Genomic DNA, 13,913 nt, shown 5'->3' on the forward strand with positions numbered 1-13,913 from the left:
AGCCTATGGCCACGTCGCTGATAGTGAACGGTCGCATGAGAAACTCCGAAAGGCTTCCAGGGGTTCAGGATGCAACAATTTCTGATCTCTTGTGTTATTCATCGCTGATAAAGCGAAGCAGTCACATGAGCAATCTTTACTGTCTCAGCGAGACACGATGGTCAAAGCTGGAGCCGCTTAGCAGGTAGATTTGATGCAGACCTTCTTAAAATGCTTCTCAGTTTTCCTGACTTCATCTAACCGCCGATCATCAACAAAAAAATGTCGCCATCGATAAGCCATTTCTTCAATTTAGCCAGCAGCAGCGCTCCCTCAAAGCCAATCAAATATCCGCTTCCAATCCGGTGCTCTTGGTTTGGCCGCCTTCACAGCATCCCCAACAACCAGTTTTCCATAGACCTCGATCGCACCCTTTGTTCCCGCTTCGACAGACCGCCCCGCTGAATCGATAAAATCAGGAGGACGTCTTACCAACGTTTCGATGAATTTGGCATATTGGGATGTGTCGCGAAAGGTAAGACAGCCCAGACTGTAGCGACCGAAGTGCGCTCTCACAAGACTTCGACGCTGCCCTTGAACAAACGTCTCGTCATCAATCGGCTGGCCAATATCTCGGTCATCGCGATAAAGCGCCATCCAATAGGACCGATGTCGCACTTCGTTTATTAGGTTCTGACCGGTCATTGCGCCAACCCTATCAGACGTAGCTTTGCGACGGATGACAGCGGGCGCATTGGCATACTTCGCGATGAACCACGTGCCTTTTGGAATCATGCCATTTTCACGATGCGCACCGATGATTTTACCCGTTCTGGTATCCGTGAGACCAGAGAAAACTTTGAATTGACCATCCCCCTCCTGTGACTGGCGCAGCTCAACGATCGGACCGTCTTTGCCAGAACGCAAAGCGGTAAAGACTGGAAGCCCTCCGCCCCGTATGGCGGAGGGATAATCAAGTGGAGCCATACCATCAGTCATGGCGCACCAAATGACCTGGTAGTTGATCCAACGGCAGAACATCGTGACGCACTGGATCAAGCGGCAACATATAAACCCCAACCCCAACTTGCACGTTAATCGGCCCGATCAAATGCCCCCCCACAGAGTACTGCCAAGTGCCTTCGGCGATCTTCCCGCCAATTTGCACTTCCAACTGGTTATCTGACAGCTTTCGATGTGACACATTGTAATGGGCATCCCGTGTGCCAGCAGTCGCCTCAGCATGCTGCGTCATATCCTTGAGGACCGACCCAAATTGCTTTTCAACCTCAAGCTTGCGCATCTCAACTGCGTAACTTTCCAAGCCTTCGGTTTGCCCCGTATAGCTGTCGGCATAAACCGCACCTGACGGGCTAATAACAATATCGGGCTCAATCGCGCGGCCCGTTGCCACCAGTTTAGACAACAATAGCCCGAGATCATTATCTGCTGTCGGATCAAGCGCGCGCGGATCAGCGCCGTCGCCCTGCACCGCAAAGGCGGCAACAGGGTCCTTCTCGGCCACCATCAACGTTGCCGCCTCCTCAATGGAACGGTCTTCAAATGCGTAGTCCTGAAAGGCGGCCAAGAAATCCTGTTTTACGTCCTCGATATAGGCCCGCGCCGCAGCCCGCGCCATATCATACCGATCTATGCGTCCCAGTCCCCCATTGGCAAAGCGCTGCCCCATCATCAACATCCGAGTAACGTCCTCAAGCACAGTGTCCAAGAACTCGGACAGATCCTCTTTTGAATAACTGCGCACTTCGCGAATGTCCGTGCCGTCAATCAACTCAAACGGGGAAATATAGGTAAACCCGATGTCATCCATGTAAGTTGAGGACGCGAAGACGTTGTTGATGGTGAAGAAGTTCACGTTGAGCGTGCGGCCTACGTTGGGGTTGGCAATATGCCCCGAAGAACTCGACGTGGATTCAACCTCCTCGCGGGTCAGCTCCCGTGCGACAACCTCACTGCGGGCCTTCTTGCGCATTTTGCTTATGGCTTGTGTCGTCAACTTGTTGAGGCTTTTGGCAAACTGGCGTGCCGTTTGCTTGGACGACCCAGAGCTGCTGGCCCCCCCCGAAAACCCGCCATACGACCCTGACGCTTTGACGCTCCAACTTTTGGTTTTTTCCGATGTGTTTTCGCGTTGGAACTCGTTTTCGATCGATGTAACCGTATCAAGCGATGTTGTCGCATCGGTTTCATAAGTCTGTGTCGACTTAACCTCTGATTCACGCAACGACGAGCGTTTCGTCTTCAACGTGATATCGCGCACTTCACCTGGCAAAAGGTTGATACTGCTGACAAGTTCGCCCAACTCCAGCCCCAGCCAACGCAATTTATAGCTGACCTGCTCTTCGAAGAAGAACTCCGGCAACGACACCAAACGACGCCCGCGGTTGGGCCGCTCAATGACGTGATATCCCACGATAATGTCTTCACCAAACAGACTTTGATTGTAGACGGGCATCAACAAAACACAGTTGTCCTGATAAGCGGCGTCCAGCTCGCATTGGGCCATGATGCTCGCCAAAGAGCGCCCGTCGGTCGCCTCAAGACCCTCATCGGCATTTTGCAAAATGATCGCATTGCGCCCTGCCAGATTGTCCCTGATGAAATCAGACACCATGGAATCTGTGCTTTCAACGGCTCGGTAATCCATGCTTTCGGCGGAACGTTGGATCTTATGGGTTTCGGTCCATCGTTTGCGGCTGCGAAACAAGCGGCGGCGCGAACGGTGGACAATCTTTTCTTCCACCCAACGGGAAATATACCGTCGGGTCTGGACCAGATCACCCGCCATAAAGGTGGTGTAGGTATGCTCTTGCCCTTTCAAAAGCCCCTTAAGCGGCTGATTGTCCTTCACGACCAGCACATACCCCCTCGAAGAGGCAAATCCGACCAGCCCCGAAATCGCCCGTTCAATCGCAGCGAGGTCATGATTGAGGTCTTGAACCTCTTTGAACAAGGCCTGCATGAGACCATAATCCTCCTCGGCCTTCAGACGCTCCTGCAAAGCGTTGCGCACTTCGGTAACGGCGGTGCGTTGGTTTTCCAGAAACGGAAACCGCTCAACGATTGCACCCACCGACAAATCCAAAAATTCGTGGGTTGAATGCATAGCCTGACCGTCAGGGAAGACCCGTTTCACGATGTCGACCTTGGCGCGCCATGCGGTCTCATAGCTGTCCACACTGTCCGAGAAATCAGCCGCGCTAAGCGATGCGTTTTTCATCGTTCCCAGCACGAAGTAATATCGGCTTCCCGCGTCCGGATCTTGTGCGGAGGCAATCACCGCGCCAGCAGGCACGTCTTCTGTTGTCACGCCCCCCGACCCTGCGACAGGAATCACGAGTTTTGGCACCGCCAGGTCCGTCCCATCGGGCACTGCATAATCATAGACGAAATCATTGGCTCTGGCTTGGATGGTGCTGGGCACTGCGTCTTCATCCTCGGGCACCCATAAGTCTTCAAGAAAATCACGCACCGCGAGAATAGCATTCTTGCTGTGCCAAAGATTAATATCAGCGTCGCCCATGGCCGCCATAAAGGCCTCATTGGCCCGACTTGGCACTTCGCGGGAGCGGCGAAACCGAAAGGCGGGGGCGGCGGACAGATAGTCAACGTCGAGTTGACCCCAAACCTTCGTTTGGGTCACATCGGTGGGGCTGGAAATGCTCACGTGTTTTGCGAGGGGGCTTGTCATGTTGTGTCTCCTGTTGATGGACTATTTACGGCCACTGAAAAGACCGTTGATCTGATTGGCGGCATAGGGGGCAAATAGGGCAGCACTGCCCCAGAGATAGACCTCAAGCTCAGCCAACCGCGCGAGTGGCGAGGTCACACTTTCCCCCACCGTCGAAACGCTTCCTTCGGTGTTGAGCGCAAAAAACACCCACAGCCCAAGGCCCGACATAAATGCCGCCAGCCCAATGGACCCGATGGCACCGGACACGCGGCTAAAGCTGATTCCATGGTCGGGGTCTTTCTTTTCGGTCAACGCGCTGGCCATCATGGGCCGTGTGGTCTGCACGTGGGGCGCAAGCAAAATCGACGACAAAAGCCGCAGGCCCCAGATCAAAATTCCAAGCGTTACAAGTACGGGAATCCATGTGTTCAATCCATAATCCATAGTCTGTCCTTTCGAGGGATAAGGGTGCTCAGGAAATCAGCGAAAGAATGCGAGAGATCGAGCCAAGAATCTTAGCTGCCGAGGCATAACGCGTCGCCAGTTCATCCCGTTCTGCCTTGATGGTCTTCAAACTCTTTGAGGCATCTTTGAGATTACCTTTGACCACCTCATAAGCGCCGTCGGGTGCGCGCCCGCCAAGGGAGATATACTCCCCCTCCAAGACGGCGATTGCGTGGTCGATCGCGGTTCTCTGTTCGACGGTCAGTTGCTCATTATGGCGTTGAATAAAGTAGAGATCAGCAAGGGCATTCAGAATTCTACGCTTGGCCAGTTGATTGTCTGTCATTTGAAAAATCCTTTAATTTTCGGGGGATGTGATGGTGTTGATATCCTCAAGAACGTCCGCCAACTGGCTAAGGCCGTCCACAAAGGAGACCTTTTCATCTACGATATCGATGTGGATTTTCCGCAAGCTGCGCACCAATGCCGGGGCGGCTTTTATCAGGGCGGCTTGCGCCCGCAGATCGCGGATCTCGGCGTCATAGGCTAAAAAAATCTCTGAGGCAGCGGCATCTGTGCGTTGCACGTTCAAAACGCAGCGCGCTGCCTGCTCATAGCGCCCGATCTGTGCTTCAACGTCGGCCAGAACCGCCATCTCATCCCCCGCCAGCACAACAGGCAAGGTGCTGATGTCATCAGCGACACCATCCATAATGCCGCGAATGGCGTCCTGACGCTGAGCCTCACCGATGCGCCCCAATAGCACTAACGTTGCAGCCAAGACTGGCTCGACCGTGGCAGGCGATCCCGTGAGGGCTGCCGCCTGCACAACGAATGCATCGCGTGACGTTTGCAACTGCGTGAGGCTGTCTCCGCGGCTCGCATCAATCAGGTCATTCAAATATCTCTTGAGGGCGCGTGCAAGGCTCAACCGGCTATTCGCCGTCGGGCCGATATCCAAAGCAGGCGGCAACGCCCCCAACCCATAGGCCCTGTTGCCTGCCAAATATTCACACAAGTTGCCCGTTACAAAGGCGGCTCCATGGGCGTCTTGCTGAAGAGTCGCCGGCAACGACAAAGACGCTTCGATTTGCCCTGTCGTCGTTTGCAAAGCCGCCGCCTGTCCTTCTGTCAAAGGCTGCGTGCAGGCCGTCAAACTGGCAACTGCTAGGGGTAGCAGCCCCCACCGCGTGGGTATTTTATTGCGCATTTCAAAGTCCTTCCAATCGCCAATCAGCCCAAATCAGGCCGTGTCTTGGTCAGGAAATCGAAGGCATGTGATTTAATTGTGATTTAAATTGCGGGCAGAATTCACATCAAAATCACACGCCCCTTGTTTGATGGATCAAAACGGCAAACACTTAAGGCATAGGCGAAAGGAGCTTTGCGGCATGCATTTCATTACATCAGACATTAATTTAAATGATATCTGGATCGCGCCAATCTGGCCCGAAAGCATCTACGCCCCCGCCTTAGCTATTTTGCAAAGCCGCACCCATAACGGGCAGACCGCCAGTGGAGCAGGAGACAGCCGCGAGGTCGCTTTTGAAAAATGCCTCAGTGAAACCGCCGAGATTTTGGCCCTCGCGGATCAAAAAACCGACTATGTAAGCGTCACAGACGGCTTGGCCGCCCATCCAGATGCAGAAACCGCGCGCCGTCATGCGCAGCTTGAGGCGCTTCAGCGCAAGTTCATCTTGGACTGGTGGGCTGGCGAGTGCCCCGCCGCACATATTTCAGACGATTGGCTCAACGCAGCTCAGGTCACCGCGTTTGTGAATCGCGCGCGGGCGGGCGCAACAGCCCATCGCAACACGCAGCTGTGGCATCTTGCCTGCACCCTGCCCGTCCATTGTATCATTGCCTGTTCGGCCAATCGCATGGGCCAAGACGTCATCCTTGGATTTGGCACCGCAACAGACGCCGAAAAAGCAGCGCATCTCGCCGTCACGGAGCTCATGTTGATGGAACTAAACCTCTATTCCGTGATGGCAGCCCGGGGTGGGAACCACAACACTGACACCGCCCGCATTGAGGCTATCATTTACGAATATGCCAAAAGGCGCATGGAACTATTGCCCGATAGCCCCGCCAACGAGGCCAGACTGGCCTCTGACACCGCCCATGATCTGTCAACCGCAATGCCCGCCCATCAGCTGATCGATCTCACACCGCACCCGAAATCACGTCCCGTATGGCTTTGCCAACTTGACGATAAGCGGATCGTCGATGGCTCTAGGCCCGACCATCCCTTCATGGCGCAATAAACAAGGAGCGACAGGATGACAGACAAAGGCCCACAAAAAATCACGCTGGATTTCGGCAAAAAGGCGATGGGGCAATGCTGCACGGTTTACGACCCCGACGGCGTGCAAACTGGCGCAATCATTTCGGACAATGACTTACCACGCAGGCTTCCAGCGTTTGATTTCGCTGATCGTGACTGGCGCGATGCATGTATGCTCGAAAAAGCCCGTATTCCTGCAGGTTACACCTATTTGGGGCAATTGATCGGCCATGATGCAGGCGAAAGCCGCAAGGCCAATCAGATCCCCCATGTTCAAAACAGCTTTTCGAAAGATGATAAAAACGATGCCCAAGCTGAATTTGACGATCAAGACGAAGAGGAAGAAGACAAACTCGTACAGACGGGAGCAAATGCGCGGCCCAATGGACGCTATAACATCATTGAAAATCCACTGACGTTTGAAACTCTCTACGGCTCGGGACCGATTACGCTCCACCACGTTTTTGACCCCATTACAATGCTGTTTCGGGTCTCGTCAAACTCTGCGTTCTCGGTCGATCTCAGCAAAGAGGGGCACAAGCACATCTACGCCCTTTATGACGTGCGCAATCGTGACAATCTGATGGTCCACCAATTGGCCGTGACGTGGATGAAATACCACAATTTTGTAGCCCTTGCGTTTCGCCACGACCTTCGGGACCGTGCCGACAAAGAAGACGGCCTCGCGATGGACGTTTTCGTCAAAGCCCGCAAACACGTGCTGGCCACATGGCACCGTGTGATCCGCGAGGATTTTGTGAACGCGATGATCCACCCTGATGTGGCCGCCATGTCAGAGACTGAGATGAAGACCTTCGATCCCGTGGACGAGACAACCTTGCAACACGGCATCTTTCGGACCTTTCACTGCATGCCCCGCGCAGACTATCGCATGAAAGGCAAAGGCCCCAAGATTTTGCAGGAACTTCTTGCCAGTAATCTTCCAAAACGCTCCGCAGGTGAGCACGAGGGTTGGACCACCGATCTGGATGAGTTGTTTGACCCGACCAACGGCAAAGGCGACAAAACGGGCATTTCTGCAAGCCTCGCTTGGGCGTTGAAGGGGTTGATCAGACAGGACTTTGCCACCGCCAAAGACGTAGGCCCCTTGCGCCTTTCATCGGAAAAAATGCAAGCTATTATCGACAGTTTGCCCAATCCATCTTGGCGCGACCAGCTCACCCGCCACGCCCTGAGCGAGGCTTTCAATGCCGTTATCACAGTCCACAACTTTGAACCCCTAAGCCCGCAAGCCTTTCGTGAAATGCCCCTTTACGTGGCCTTGATGATCGAAGCCCAACTGCACGGTGGCCTGGGCCAGCTTGGCCCTCTGGGCAGTGTTTTGCTCCGCCGTGCGCTGTGTGATCGCATTGATGCCGTCGAGTACGGCCAAAACGATCTGCCCGACGACGGACCTGCGCACCTGAACTCCATGATTGAAATTGTTCGCACATTGAAAGGAACACCACATGTCTGAAAAGAATTACATCATCGTTGGCCGCGAGGTCGGAGAGGCGAAATACTTTTTGCACACCGGCGGCGTTATTAACCAAACCCGCGGCGAAGACGGCATTCCGCTGACCGTGGCCCACATCGGCCAGCGTGTCGTTGAATTGTCCGAGAGCGGCGCGATAAAAGAAAGCACGCCCGTCTACGAGCAAGCCATTAAAGAAATCAAACATGCCCTTGAGGTAATCCCCCAAGGGGACACTATCCTTAAAGACGAAGATTTGGACGCCATCTGGGAAAACACGGCCGTCGAGCTGAAATGGGACACCCGCACGCCCAAGGACGAAAACACCCGAATCATCGTCATTCCTGCGGACAACACCCACTCGGTAAACGTGGCCAACATGAAAGATAAGCCCCATGGCAGGGGCTTTGAGCCACCTTTGACCTATCCACTCGACGTTGATCTGGTGTTCTCTGCCAATATCGACCGCGTCTTAAGCACAATCAATAGTTTTGTGCCCAAAGCAGGTATCGAGCCCTTGAGTGATGGGCAAAGCCAAGCCCTGAAGGACCATATTCGCAAAGAACTGCTGGGCCGTTTTTATGTGCGCCCAGATGAAGACCGTCCAGAGATGCTCAGCAAACAGGCCGTTCTGGAGCAACAGCTGGTCTCGTATTACCGCGCCGTTGGCATTTACATTACCGAAATGTGTAAGTGACTCTTCCCCGGCGGCCCTTGACTTGGGTCGCCTCGCTAGCTTTGGGCATAAACGGACAGCAACGTTGCGTGCAAATCCTGCCTGACAGCCTCCGAGCGCAGCGGAAAACACGACGCGAACCAATCAATCACGGCCCGCCCGTCGGGGGTACCTTGCCCACACCATTGCCCCGCAATTTCCGCCACATAACTGTTCAGGCGCGCACGTGCAGCTTCAGGTTGGCCCGTGTGCATCAAAGCCGCCGCATGCCAGCCGCCAACGGTGGACATCAGCCCCTGACCTTGCGCACATTGCTCAGCCGCAATTTCAGGGTTCCCACAAAGAAAGTTTGAAGCCGCCAAATAGATTAGGTGGAACGGCTCCATAGTGCGGGGCAAATCCGCGACCTCATCGATCAGCTCTTGCGCACGGGTCGTGTTTCCCGAAAACGCAAACCCCAAAGCTGCCGAGGCTAAGGTCATGGCACTTTGAGGGTTGAGCAACAGCGATTGTTCAAAGTGAAACTCGGCCATATCGAACTTGCCCGAATGGCAATAACACCACGCCAACACCCGGTGCGCCCTCGTGTCCATCGGGTCACTGGCCACGGCCTCAAGGGCATGATCAAGGGCTAAAAGCATCGCATCTTCTGTGTGACGAGTGCCAGGGCGCAAAATATGGCGCACGTTAAGAACCCCTGCCAGTTCTGCATGGGCTGGTCCAAAATCGGGTGCTGCGTCGGTAACCTCTTGCAAGAGCCTGATCGCCTCTTCCTCGTCTTGAAGTTGCCACGTGCCAATTAGGGTTTGAGATTCAAGCCATTTGTCATAAACACTGGCGTTCGTGTCGTGATGCTTACGATGTGACACCACAACACTGAGCGCATTTGCAATGTTGACCACAAGCATCCTGACCTTGCGCGTCCAATCGGCATTCGGGCTTTCGATCATCTCAGACCATACAACGGTGCTCGGATCAGAGCGATGGACATCCACCGATAGATACCGCGCGTCTTCAATGCTGTGGAGCTTGCACTTGATAGACAAAAACGGGGGCGTCTCAGTGTCATTCGGCTGGATTTCCCATTCACGAAAGCGTCCCAACCGCATCCGCAAATCGGAGGTCAAAACGGCCTGCAGGCTCGCGTCATGGCTCTTGTTGGACGGTTCTTTCTCCTCCACTACTTCCAGTGTGATGCGCGGCTTGACCGGCCCCCCAGCCATGTTTGAACGTTGTCCTTCTGGGTCGAGTTTAATGGCCGCTAGAAGGTCAATTGTCTCAGCCTCAGGTTCTTGATCAAAGAACTGATCAAGGTAGGCGTAAAGCTCATTGTAGGTTGCAATCGCGCGCGTTGCGGCCCCTGACTGCCACAAGTCCCGCATGATAAAGCGCACAGCGATTTCATTGTGGGGTTCCAGTTCAAATGAAGATTGGGCCGCCCATCGCGCCGCCTTGTTATCACCGCCCGCAATCATTGCATCCAGCACTTCTTGCACTTTCTTTAACGTTTGGGCGCGCGCAAACGCCAACCAGCTGTCAAATGGTGTCGAAACTCCCAGCAATGCATCAAGTATAGACAAATACGCGCGGACATCTTGCAATGCATCACCATCACGCACAGAGCTACCAATTTGCGCGGCCAGGGCCGCCTCAATCGGTCGATTATCAGGCATCTCAAACCCGATCGTAGCATTACGCGTGATCAGCGCCAAAGACATCACATCATTTGCTTCAAGCCTGATCTGGCGCACGGCTTGCCGAAAGGAGTTCGCCGCTTTGGTCTCATCCGGTCCATCCCAGAGCAATTGCGTGATCATTTCATTGCGGTGGAATCGACCAGGCGTCGAAATCAGATACAGCAACAAGGCCTGAGATTTTCTCAAACGAAGTTCGCGAACAAACGCCAGTCGTGAGTTTATGGTTTCCATAGAATTCGCCGTTGAAATTACCTGTTCGCCATATCTAGAGCATCCACTATTGCACAATAAAGTCGAATAGGCATTACTGAAAGTCGACACCGCAAAGGCATCTTAAAGTCAGCAGAATAGGTATCTAACGCTCTGAATAATTTACGTAATAAACTAGGCCTCAGATTCTCATCTCGTATATCTGGCAAAGGTATTTCTAAGATATGAGTCTTCCCACAGTTCACGTTCCTGCCGCGTTTAAACGGCCATAAAAACTACGATCTAGATGCAATTCGCCAATTTGCGCGCGTTCGACTAGTCCACGAAGGTAACCTCCAGGCGATTTGACTTCACCGTTCGTCGATTTATCTAGAATAAGTGCGATGGATGCAGCCGCAACCGCTGGTCCAAGCACTTTGTTTGCCACGCTCCAAGCATCCTTGGAGATACCAACCATAGGCCTTAGCGCCGCTGCGGCACGATGCACGTCGTTCCAATCTCGCATAAACCCTTGGGTACTTCGTGCCATCTCTGCAAAATGCGGACAAGAAGCCATCAGTAGCGGGATATCAATATCTGAGCTACGTTTGGTTCCATGTGTGCTCCAGTTGATATCTAGGTCAATATCTTCTGGCCTATCATCAGGCTCTGTCTTCCGCTCTTTTGGCATAACGCCCGCCGCGTGCTTTGGTTCAAAGCGATTACTAGTTACAGTATGAGGTTGATTTGTAGTTAGTATGTGGGCCTCATTTTTGAGACTCGTGGGTACCATATTTGTAGTTTCTTTTGGTATATCTTCTACTACCGAAGCCTGCGTCACGTCGGTTTCAGCTGGCCAATCAAAAGCCATCTCAAAAGATGTCTCTACAGATGCTGAGAAGGCTCTGATGCGGTCCAGATAGCTCTCAAGGCCCCCTGCTCTCTCAGATCGCGCTGGAAGGCTCTCCAGCAGTTCTCTGAACGCCCCCTGAAGGTTTGTCCAAGGGCCGCGGAGGCCAGCTTCTAGCGCCTTCTCGATCTTTGCACGGATCATCCGCCGCTTTACAGTGATCGCATTGCGCAAGGTCGCACACAAAGCTCTCTCGGCCTGTAGGTGCGCGTAGAGCGCCTCAAACTCTTCTGCGCGGGCTGCCATTGGTCCCAGATCAAAGCCATAAGCCTCGACAATCACACCGTCCGCATCTCTGCGCCCCCAACGCTTGCCGTTAGGGCTGTCCTTCATCGAGATAACCCCAACTTCGCAGAGTCTGCGCACATGACGCCTTAGCGTGGCCAGAGAAAACCCCGTTTGTTGCATAAGGAAGTGGTTTGAAGCCCACACAATAGGCCGCCTGCCCTGCTCCCAGTCCTGAGACTGTGTCACCGCCCCAAAGGTATCCAGAAGAAGCAGGTCTTGGGATTTTAAGCCAATGACCGCAGCAACTTTCTTCGTTGCAACGATCGCGCGTGTTTTGGGTATAGTTAACTGTTCGCCGACTTCCGCAAACCGTTCGGCTTGTAGAAGTTCCGGCGTCGGCTTGCGCCAACCGCTCTGTGTCATGCCTGTATTTCACCTCCGTGGTTTATGGAGGCAAAAGGATCCCGTTCGCCGAATCGACGTTCTTTCGTTGACAGTGATTCGCGGGAGAGGTATCCAGTAGGTGTCTAATCAATCGGATAAGCTCTCGGGCCGCGCTGGCTTGGGGGCTTTTCTTTTGCCTCAGGTCATGGTGTCGATGTCTCCTCAGATTGAGCGAGATAATCCGCATAGAGCTGATCGAGGTTCTCCGAGAGAAACTCCCCAAACCCTGCGGAATCCTTGGATGTCAGCGAGATGCTATAGGCTCGGCCGGATTTGCCGACCACGCCCTTGATCCGACCTTCACCGGCCGTCCATGTGCGTTTGGCGGGTGCAGCCTTGGCTGAGCGCCGTTTCGGCACCCTGCCCGCCTCAGTCACCTTGCTGTACAAGATTTCGAACTTGGTTTCGCTGTCGAGCTGATCAAAGCCCTCAGTCGCCAAAATACGGTCCGCCACTTTGAGGTTGGCTTTCTCCGCCATCAGCTTTTTGAAGTCTTCCCAGCGATCCCGTCCAATTTGCTTGGCCGGACCAATCGCTTCGATCACATGCCCGGGTACAGTACTTGCAACGGATAACATGCGAGACAAAAGCGTGCCGTCGATGGTCAGGGCTTGCTGGACAATGTCCTTGCCCTGCCCGTGATCCCGCAAATTCTTGGCGAACAGCGCTTTCTCGATGAACGACAGATCTGCGCGTGCCGTGTTTTCCTGGCCTTGCGCGAGAACATGCGCAACGTCGTCCATGTCTTTGACCACCGCCCGAACCGGACGGTTCAGCGCACGCGCGACACGGACACGCCGATGACCGAAGACAATCATGTAGCGGCCAGACGCTTCTGGATGAGGGCGCAGAAGAACTGGCGTATCTTGACCACTCGCCGCAATCGAGTTCTTGAGCTCATCAAAGGCATCGTCATCACCGCTTAAGCGATCATTGATGAAGGAGGCATCGATGAGATTGGTGTCGATCTCGACAATCGTTTCGCCTTCAAGCAAGCGCTTGGAGTTTTCCGCAAGGCTATCAATGGAAACCTTCATTGATTTGGACGCACCGCGCATCGCGTAGTTGGAGCGTTCAGTTCCAGGCGTACTTTGAGCAGTGTCACCCATCACGGATTTCAACAGATCTTTTCTAGCCATGTCGCCCTCCCAAATGTTCGTCGATCTGGTTATCTGCACGGCTGTCAAAACCAATCTGCACGGCTGTCAAAATCATGGCAGATCCCGCCCCCATGCTTGATGCACAAGGTCAACGATTTCATCATTCACAGCGTTCAAAGATGTGATCGCCCGATCATAGGTTGAACGCACAAACTGGGCGCGCTCGACTTCGTACAGTGTTTGCTTGGTGATCCCCGCATCGGAAATCGCGGTGGACTTCACCATCTGCGCGCTGAGCATCTGGTCGGGGAACATTGCCTGCAGAAACCCAACCATCTGCTTTTGCGGGCCATCCGTTGGTTCAAAACGCGTTACGAGATAGCGGAACCACTTTAGCTTCATCTCTGCGCCAGCATCACGGATCGTTTTCAGAATGCCGCCGAGCATTAAGAGAAACTGGCTCATAGACATCACATCCAGCATCTGCGGGTGCACCGTTACCAATACGGAAGTAGACGCTGTAAGGGCGGTTAGAGTCAGATATCCAAGCTGAGGAGGGCAGTCGATGACAACAACATCGTAGCGATCATCAACCTCTTCTAGGGCTTTGGAAATGCGCGTGAAGAAGGCGCGGCCCTCGGATGGATCACGGCTCGTGAGCGCAACAGGGGTGTCATACTCATATTCTTGAAGATCAAGGCTCGCAGGAACGATATCCAGGTTTGGAAAGTTGGTCGGCCGAATAACCGTGCTGATCGGTCGGCGCTCATCGTCGTACCGAAGTGTTTCAT

Annotated in this window: 12 protein-coding genes; 3 read left to right on the top strand and 9 right to left on the bottom strand. The window is 53.8% G+C overall.

Annotated elements, in window-relative coordinates; translation table 11 throughout:
• Window positions 1-312: 312 nt before the first annotated feature.
• The 5 genes from V7775_RS20385 to V7775_RS20405 are packed head-to-tail and all read right to left on the bottom strand — an operon-like array spanning window position 313 to window position 5,327.
• Window positions 313-978, bottom strand: a complete 666-nt coding sequence (locus V7775_RS20385) for a tlde1 domain-containing protein (protein WP_335753766.1) — start codon at window positions 976-978, stop codon at window positions 313-315.
• Complete coding sequence (locus V7775_RS20390) at window positions 971-3,691, bottom strand: hypothetical protein (RefSeq protein WP_335753767.1); 2,721 nt, start codon at window positions 3,689-3,691, stop codon at window positions 971-973. The genes V7775_RS20385 and V7775_RS20390 overlap by 8 nt, the downstream gene beginning before the upstream one ends.
• 21 nt (window positions 3,692-3,712) lie before the next feature.
• A complete protein-coding gene (locus V7775_RS20395) occupies window positions 3,713-4,117 on the bottom strand; it encodes a hypothetical protein (protein ID WP_335753768.1) in 405 nt (134 codons plus the stop codon).
• A 28-nt stretch (window positions 4,118-4,145) separates the two neighbouring features.
• Window positions 4,146-4,463 (bottom strand): hypothetical protein, encoded by a 318-nt coding sequence (locus V7775_RS20400; RefSeq protein WP_335753769.1) that lies wholly within the window; start codon window positions 4,461-4,463, stop codon window positions 4,146-4,148.
• A 12-nt stretch (window positions 4,464-4,475) separates the two neighbouring features.
• Window positions 4,476-5,327, bottom strand: coding sequence for a hypothetical protein (locus V7775_RS20405; protein WP_335753770.1), 852 nt, complete (start codon window positions 5,325-5,327; stop codon window positions 4,476-4,478).
• A gap of 181 nt (window positions 5,328-5,508) precedes the next feature.
• On the opposite strand from V7775_RS20405, the gene V7775_RS20410 reads away from it, so the two are divergent.
• From V7775_RS20410 to V7775_RS20420, 3 genes are read left to right on the top strand one after another with little or no spacing between them, the layout of a single operon-like run.
• A complete protein-coding gene (locus V7775_RS20410; RefSeq protein WP_335753771.1) occupies window positions 5,509-6,384 on the top strand; it encodes a YcaO-like family protein in 876 nt (291 codons plus the stop codon).
• A gap of 15 nt (window positions 6,385-6,399) precedes the next feature.
• Window positions 6,400-7,881 carry a peroxidase family protein gene (locus V7775_RS20415; RefSeq protein ID WP_335753772.1) on the top strand — a complete coding sequence of 494 codons (1,482 nt, stop codon included), beginning with the start codon at window positions 6,400-6,402 and terminating at the stop codon, window positions 7,879-7,881.
• Window positions 7,874-8,575 carry a hypothetical protein gene (locus tag V7775_RS20420; RefSeq protein ID WP_335753773.1) on the top strand — a complete coding sequence of 234 codons (702 nt, stop codon included), beginning with the start codon at window positions 7,874-7,876 and terminating at the stop codon, window positions 8,573-8,575. The genes V7775_RS20415 and V7775_RS20420 overlap by 8 nt, the downstream gene beginning before the upstream one ends.
• A gap of 35 nt (window positions 8,576-8,610) precedes the next feature.
• Here the strand turns inward: V7775_RS20420 and V7775_RS20425 are convergent, their stop codons facing one another.
• The 4 genes from V7775_RS20425 to repA form a co-directional block, all read right to left on the bottom strand.
• The gene (locus V7775_RS20425) at window positions 8,611-10,482 is read right to left on the bottom strand and encodes a BTAD domain-containing putative transcriptional regulator (protein WP_335753774.1); all 1,872 of its coding nucleotides are present in this window, start codon (window positions 10,480-10,482) and stop codon (window positions 8,611-8,613) included.
• Window positions 10,483-10,702: 220 nt separating this feature from the next.
• On the bottom strand, window positions 10,703-12,001 hold the full coding sequence (gene repC, locus V7775_RS20430; protein WP_335753775.1) for a plasmid replication protein RepC: 1,299 nt from the start codon (window positions 11,999-12,001) through the stop codon (window positions 10,703-10,705).
• Between the two features lie 164 nt (window positions 12,002-12,165).
• Window positions 12,166-13,161 (bottom strand): plasmid partitioning protein RepB, encoded by a 996-nt coding sequence (gene repB / locus V7775_RS20435; RefSeq protein ID WP_335753776.1) that lies wholly within the window; start codon window positions 13,159-13,161, stop codon window positions 12,166-12,168.
• A 72-nt stretch (window positions 13,162-13,233) separates the two neighbouring features.
• Window positions 13,234-13,913 (bottom strand): plasmid partitioning protein RepA (gene repA / locus V7775_RS20440; RefSeq protein WP_335753777.1); only part of this gene is annotated, 680 nt, incomplete at its 5' end.

The organism is Sulfitobacter sp. (genome assembly GCF_036960155.1).
Classification (GTDB): domain Bacteria; phylum Pseudomonadota; class Alphaproteobacteria; order Rhodobacterales; family Rhodobacteraceae; genus Sulfitobacter.

Excerpts from the sequence above, each read along its gene's own strand:
- V7775_RS20385 (WP_335753766.1), bottom strand. The coding sequence starts at position 978 with ATGACTGATGGTATGGCTCCACTTGATTATCCCTCCGCCATACGGGGC.
- V7775_RS20390 (WP_335753767.1), bottom strand. The coding sequence starts at position 3,691 with ATGACAAGCCCCCTCGCAAAACACGTGAGCATTTCCAGCCCCACCGAT.
- V7775_RS20395 (WP_335753768.1), bottom strand. The coding sequence starts at position 4,117 with ATGGATTATGGATTGAACACATGGATTCCCGTACTTGTAACGCTTGGA.
- V7775_RS20400 (WP_335753769.1), bottom strand. The coding sequence starts at position 4,463 with ATGACAGACAATCAACTGGCCAAGCGTAGAATTCTGAATGCCCTTGCT.
- V7775_RS20405 (WP_335753770.1), bottom strand. The coding sequence starts at position 5,327 with ATGCGCAATAAAATACCCACGCGGTGGGGGCTGCTACCCCTAGCAGTT.
- V7775_RS20410 (WP_335753771.1), top strand. The coding sequence starts at position 5,509 with ATGCATTTCATTACATCAGACATTAATTTAAATGATATCTGGATCGCG.
- V7775_RS20415 (WP_335753772.1), top strand. The coding sequence starts at position 6,400 with ATGACAGACAAAGGCCCACAAAAAATCACGCTGGATTTCGGCAAAAAG.
- V7775_RS20420 (WP_335753773.1), top strand. The coding sequence starts at position 7,874 with ATGTCTGAAAAGAATTACATCATCGTTGGCCGCGAGGTCGGAGAGGCG.
- V7775_RS20425 (WP_335753774.1), bottom strand. The coding sequence starts at position 10,482 with ATGGAAACCATAAACTCACGACTGGCGTTTGTTCGCGAACTTCGTTTG.
- repC (WP_335753775.1), bottom strand. The coding sequence starts at position 12,001 with ATGACACAGAGCGGTTGGCGCAAGCCGACGCCGGAACTTCTACAAGCC.
- repB (WP_335753776.1), bottom strand. The coding sequence starts at position 13,161 with ATGGCTAGAAAAGATCTGTTGAAATCCGTGATGGGTGACACTGCTCAA.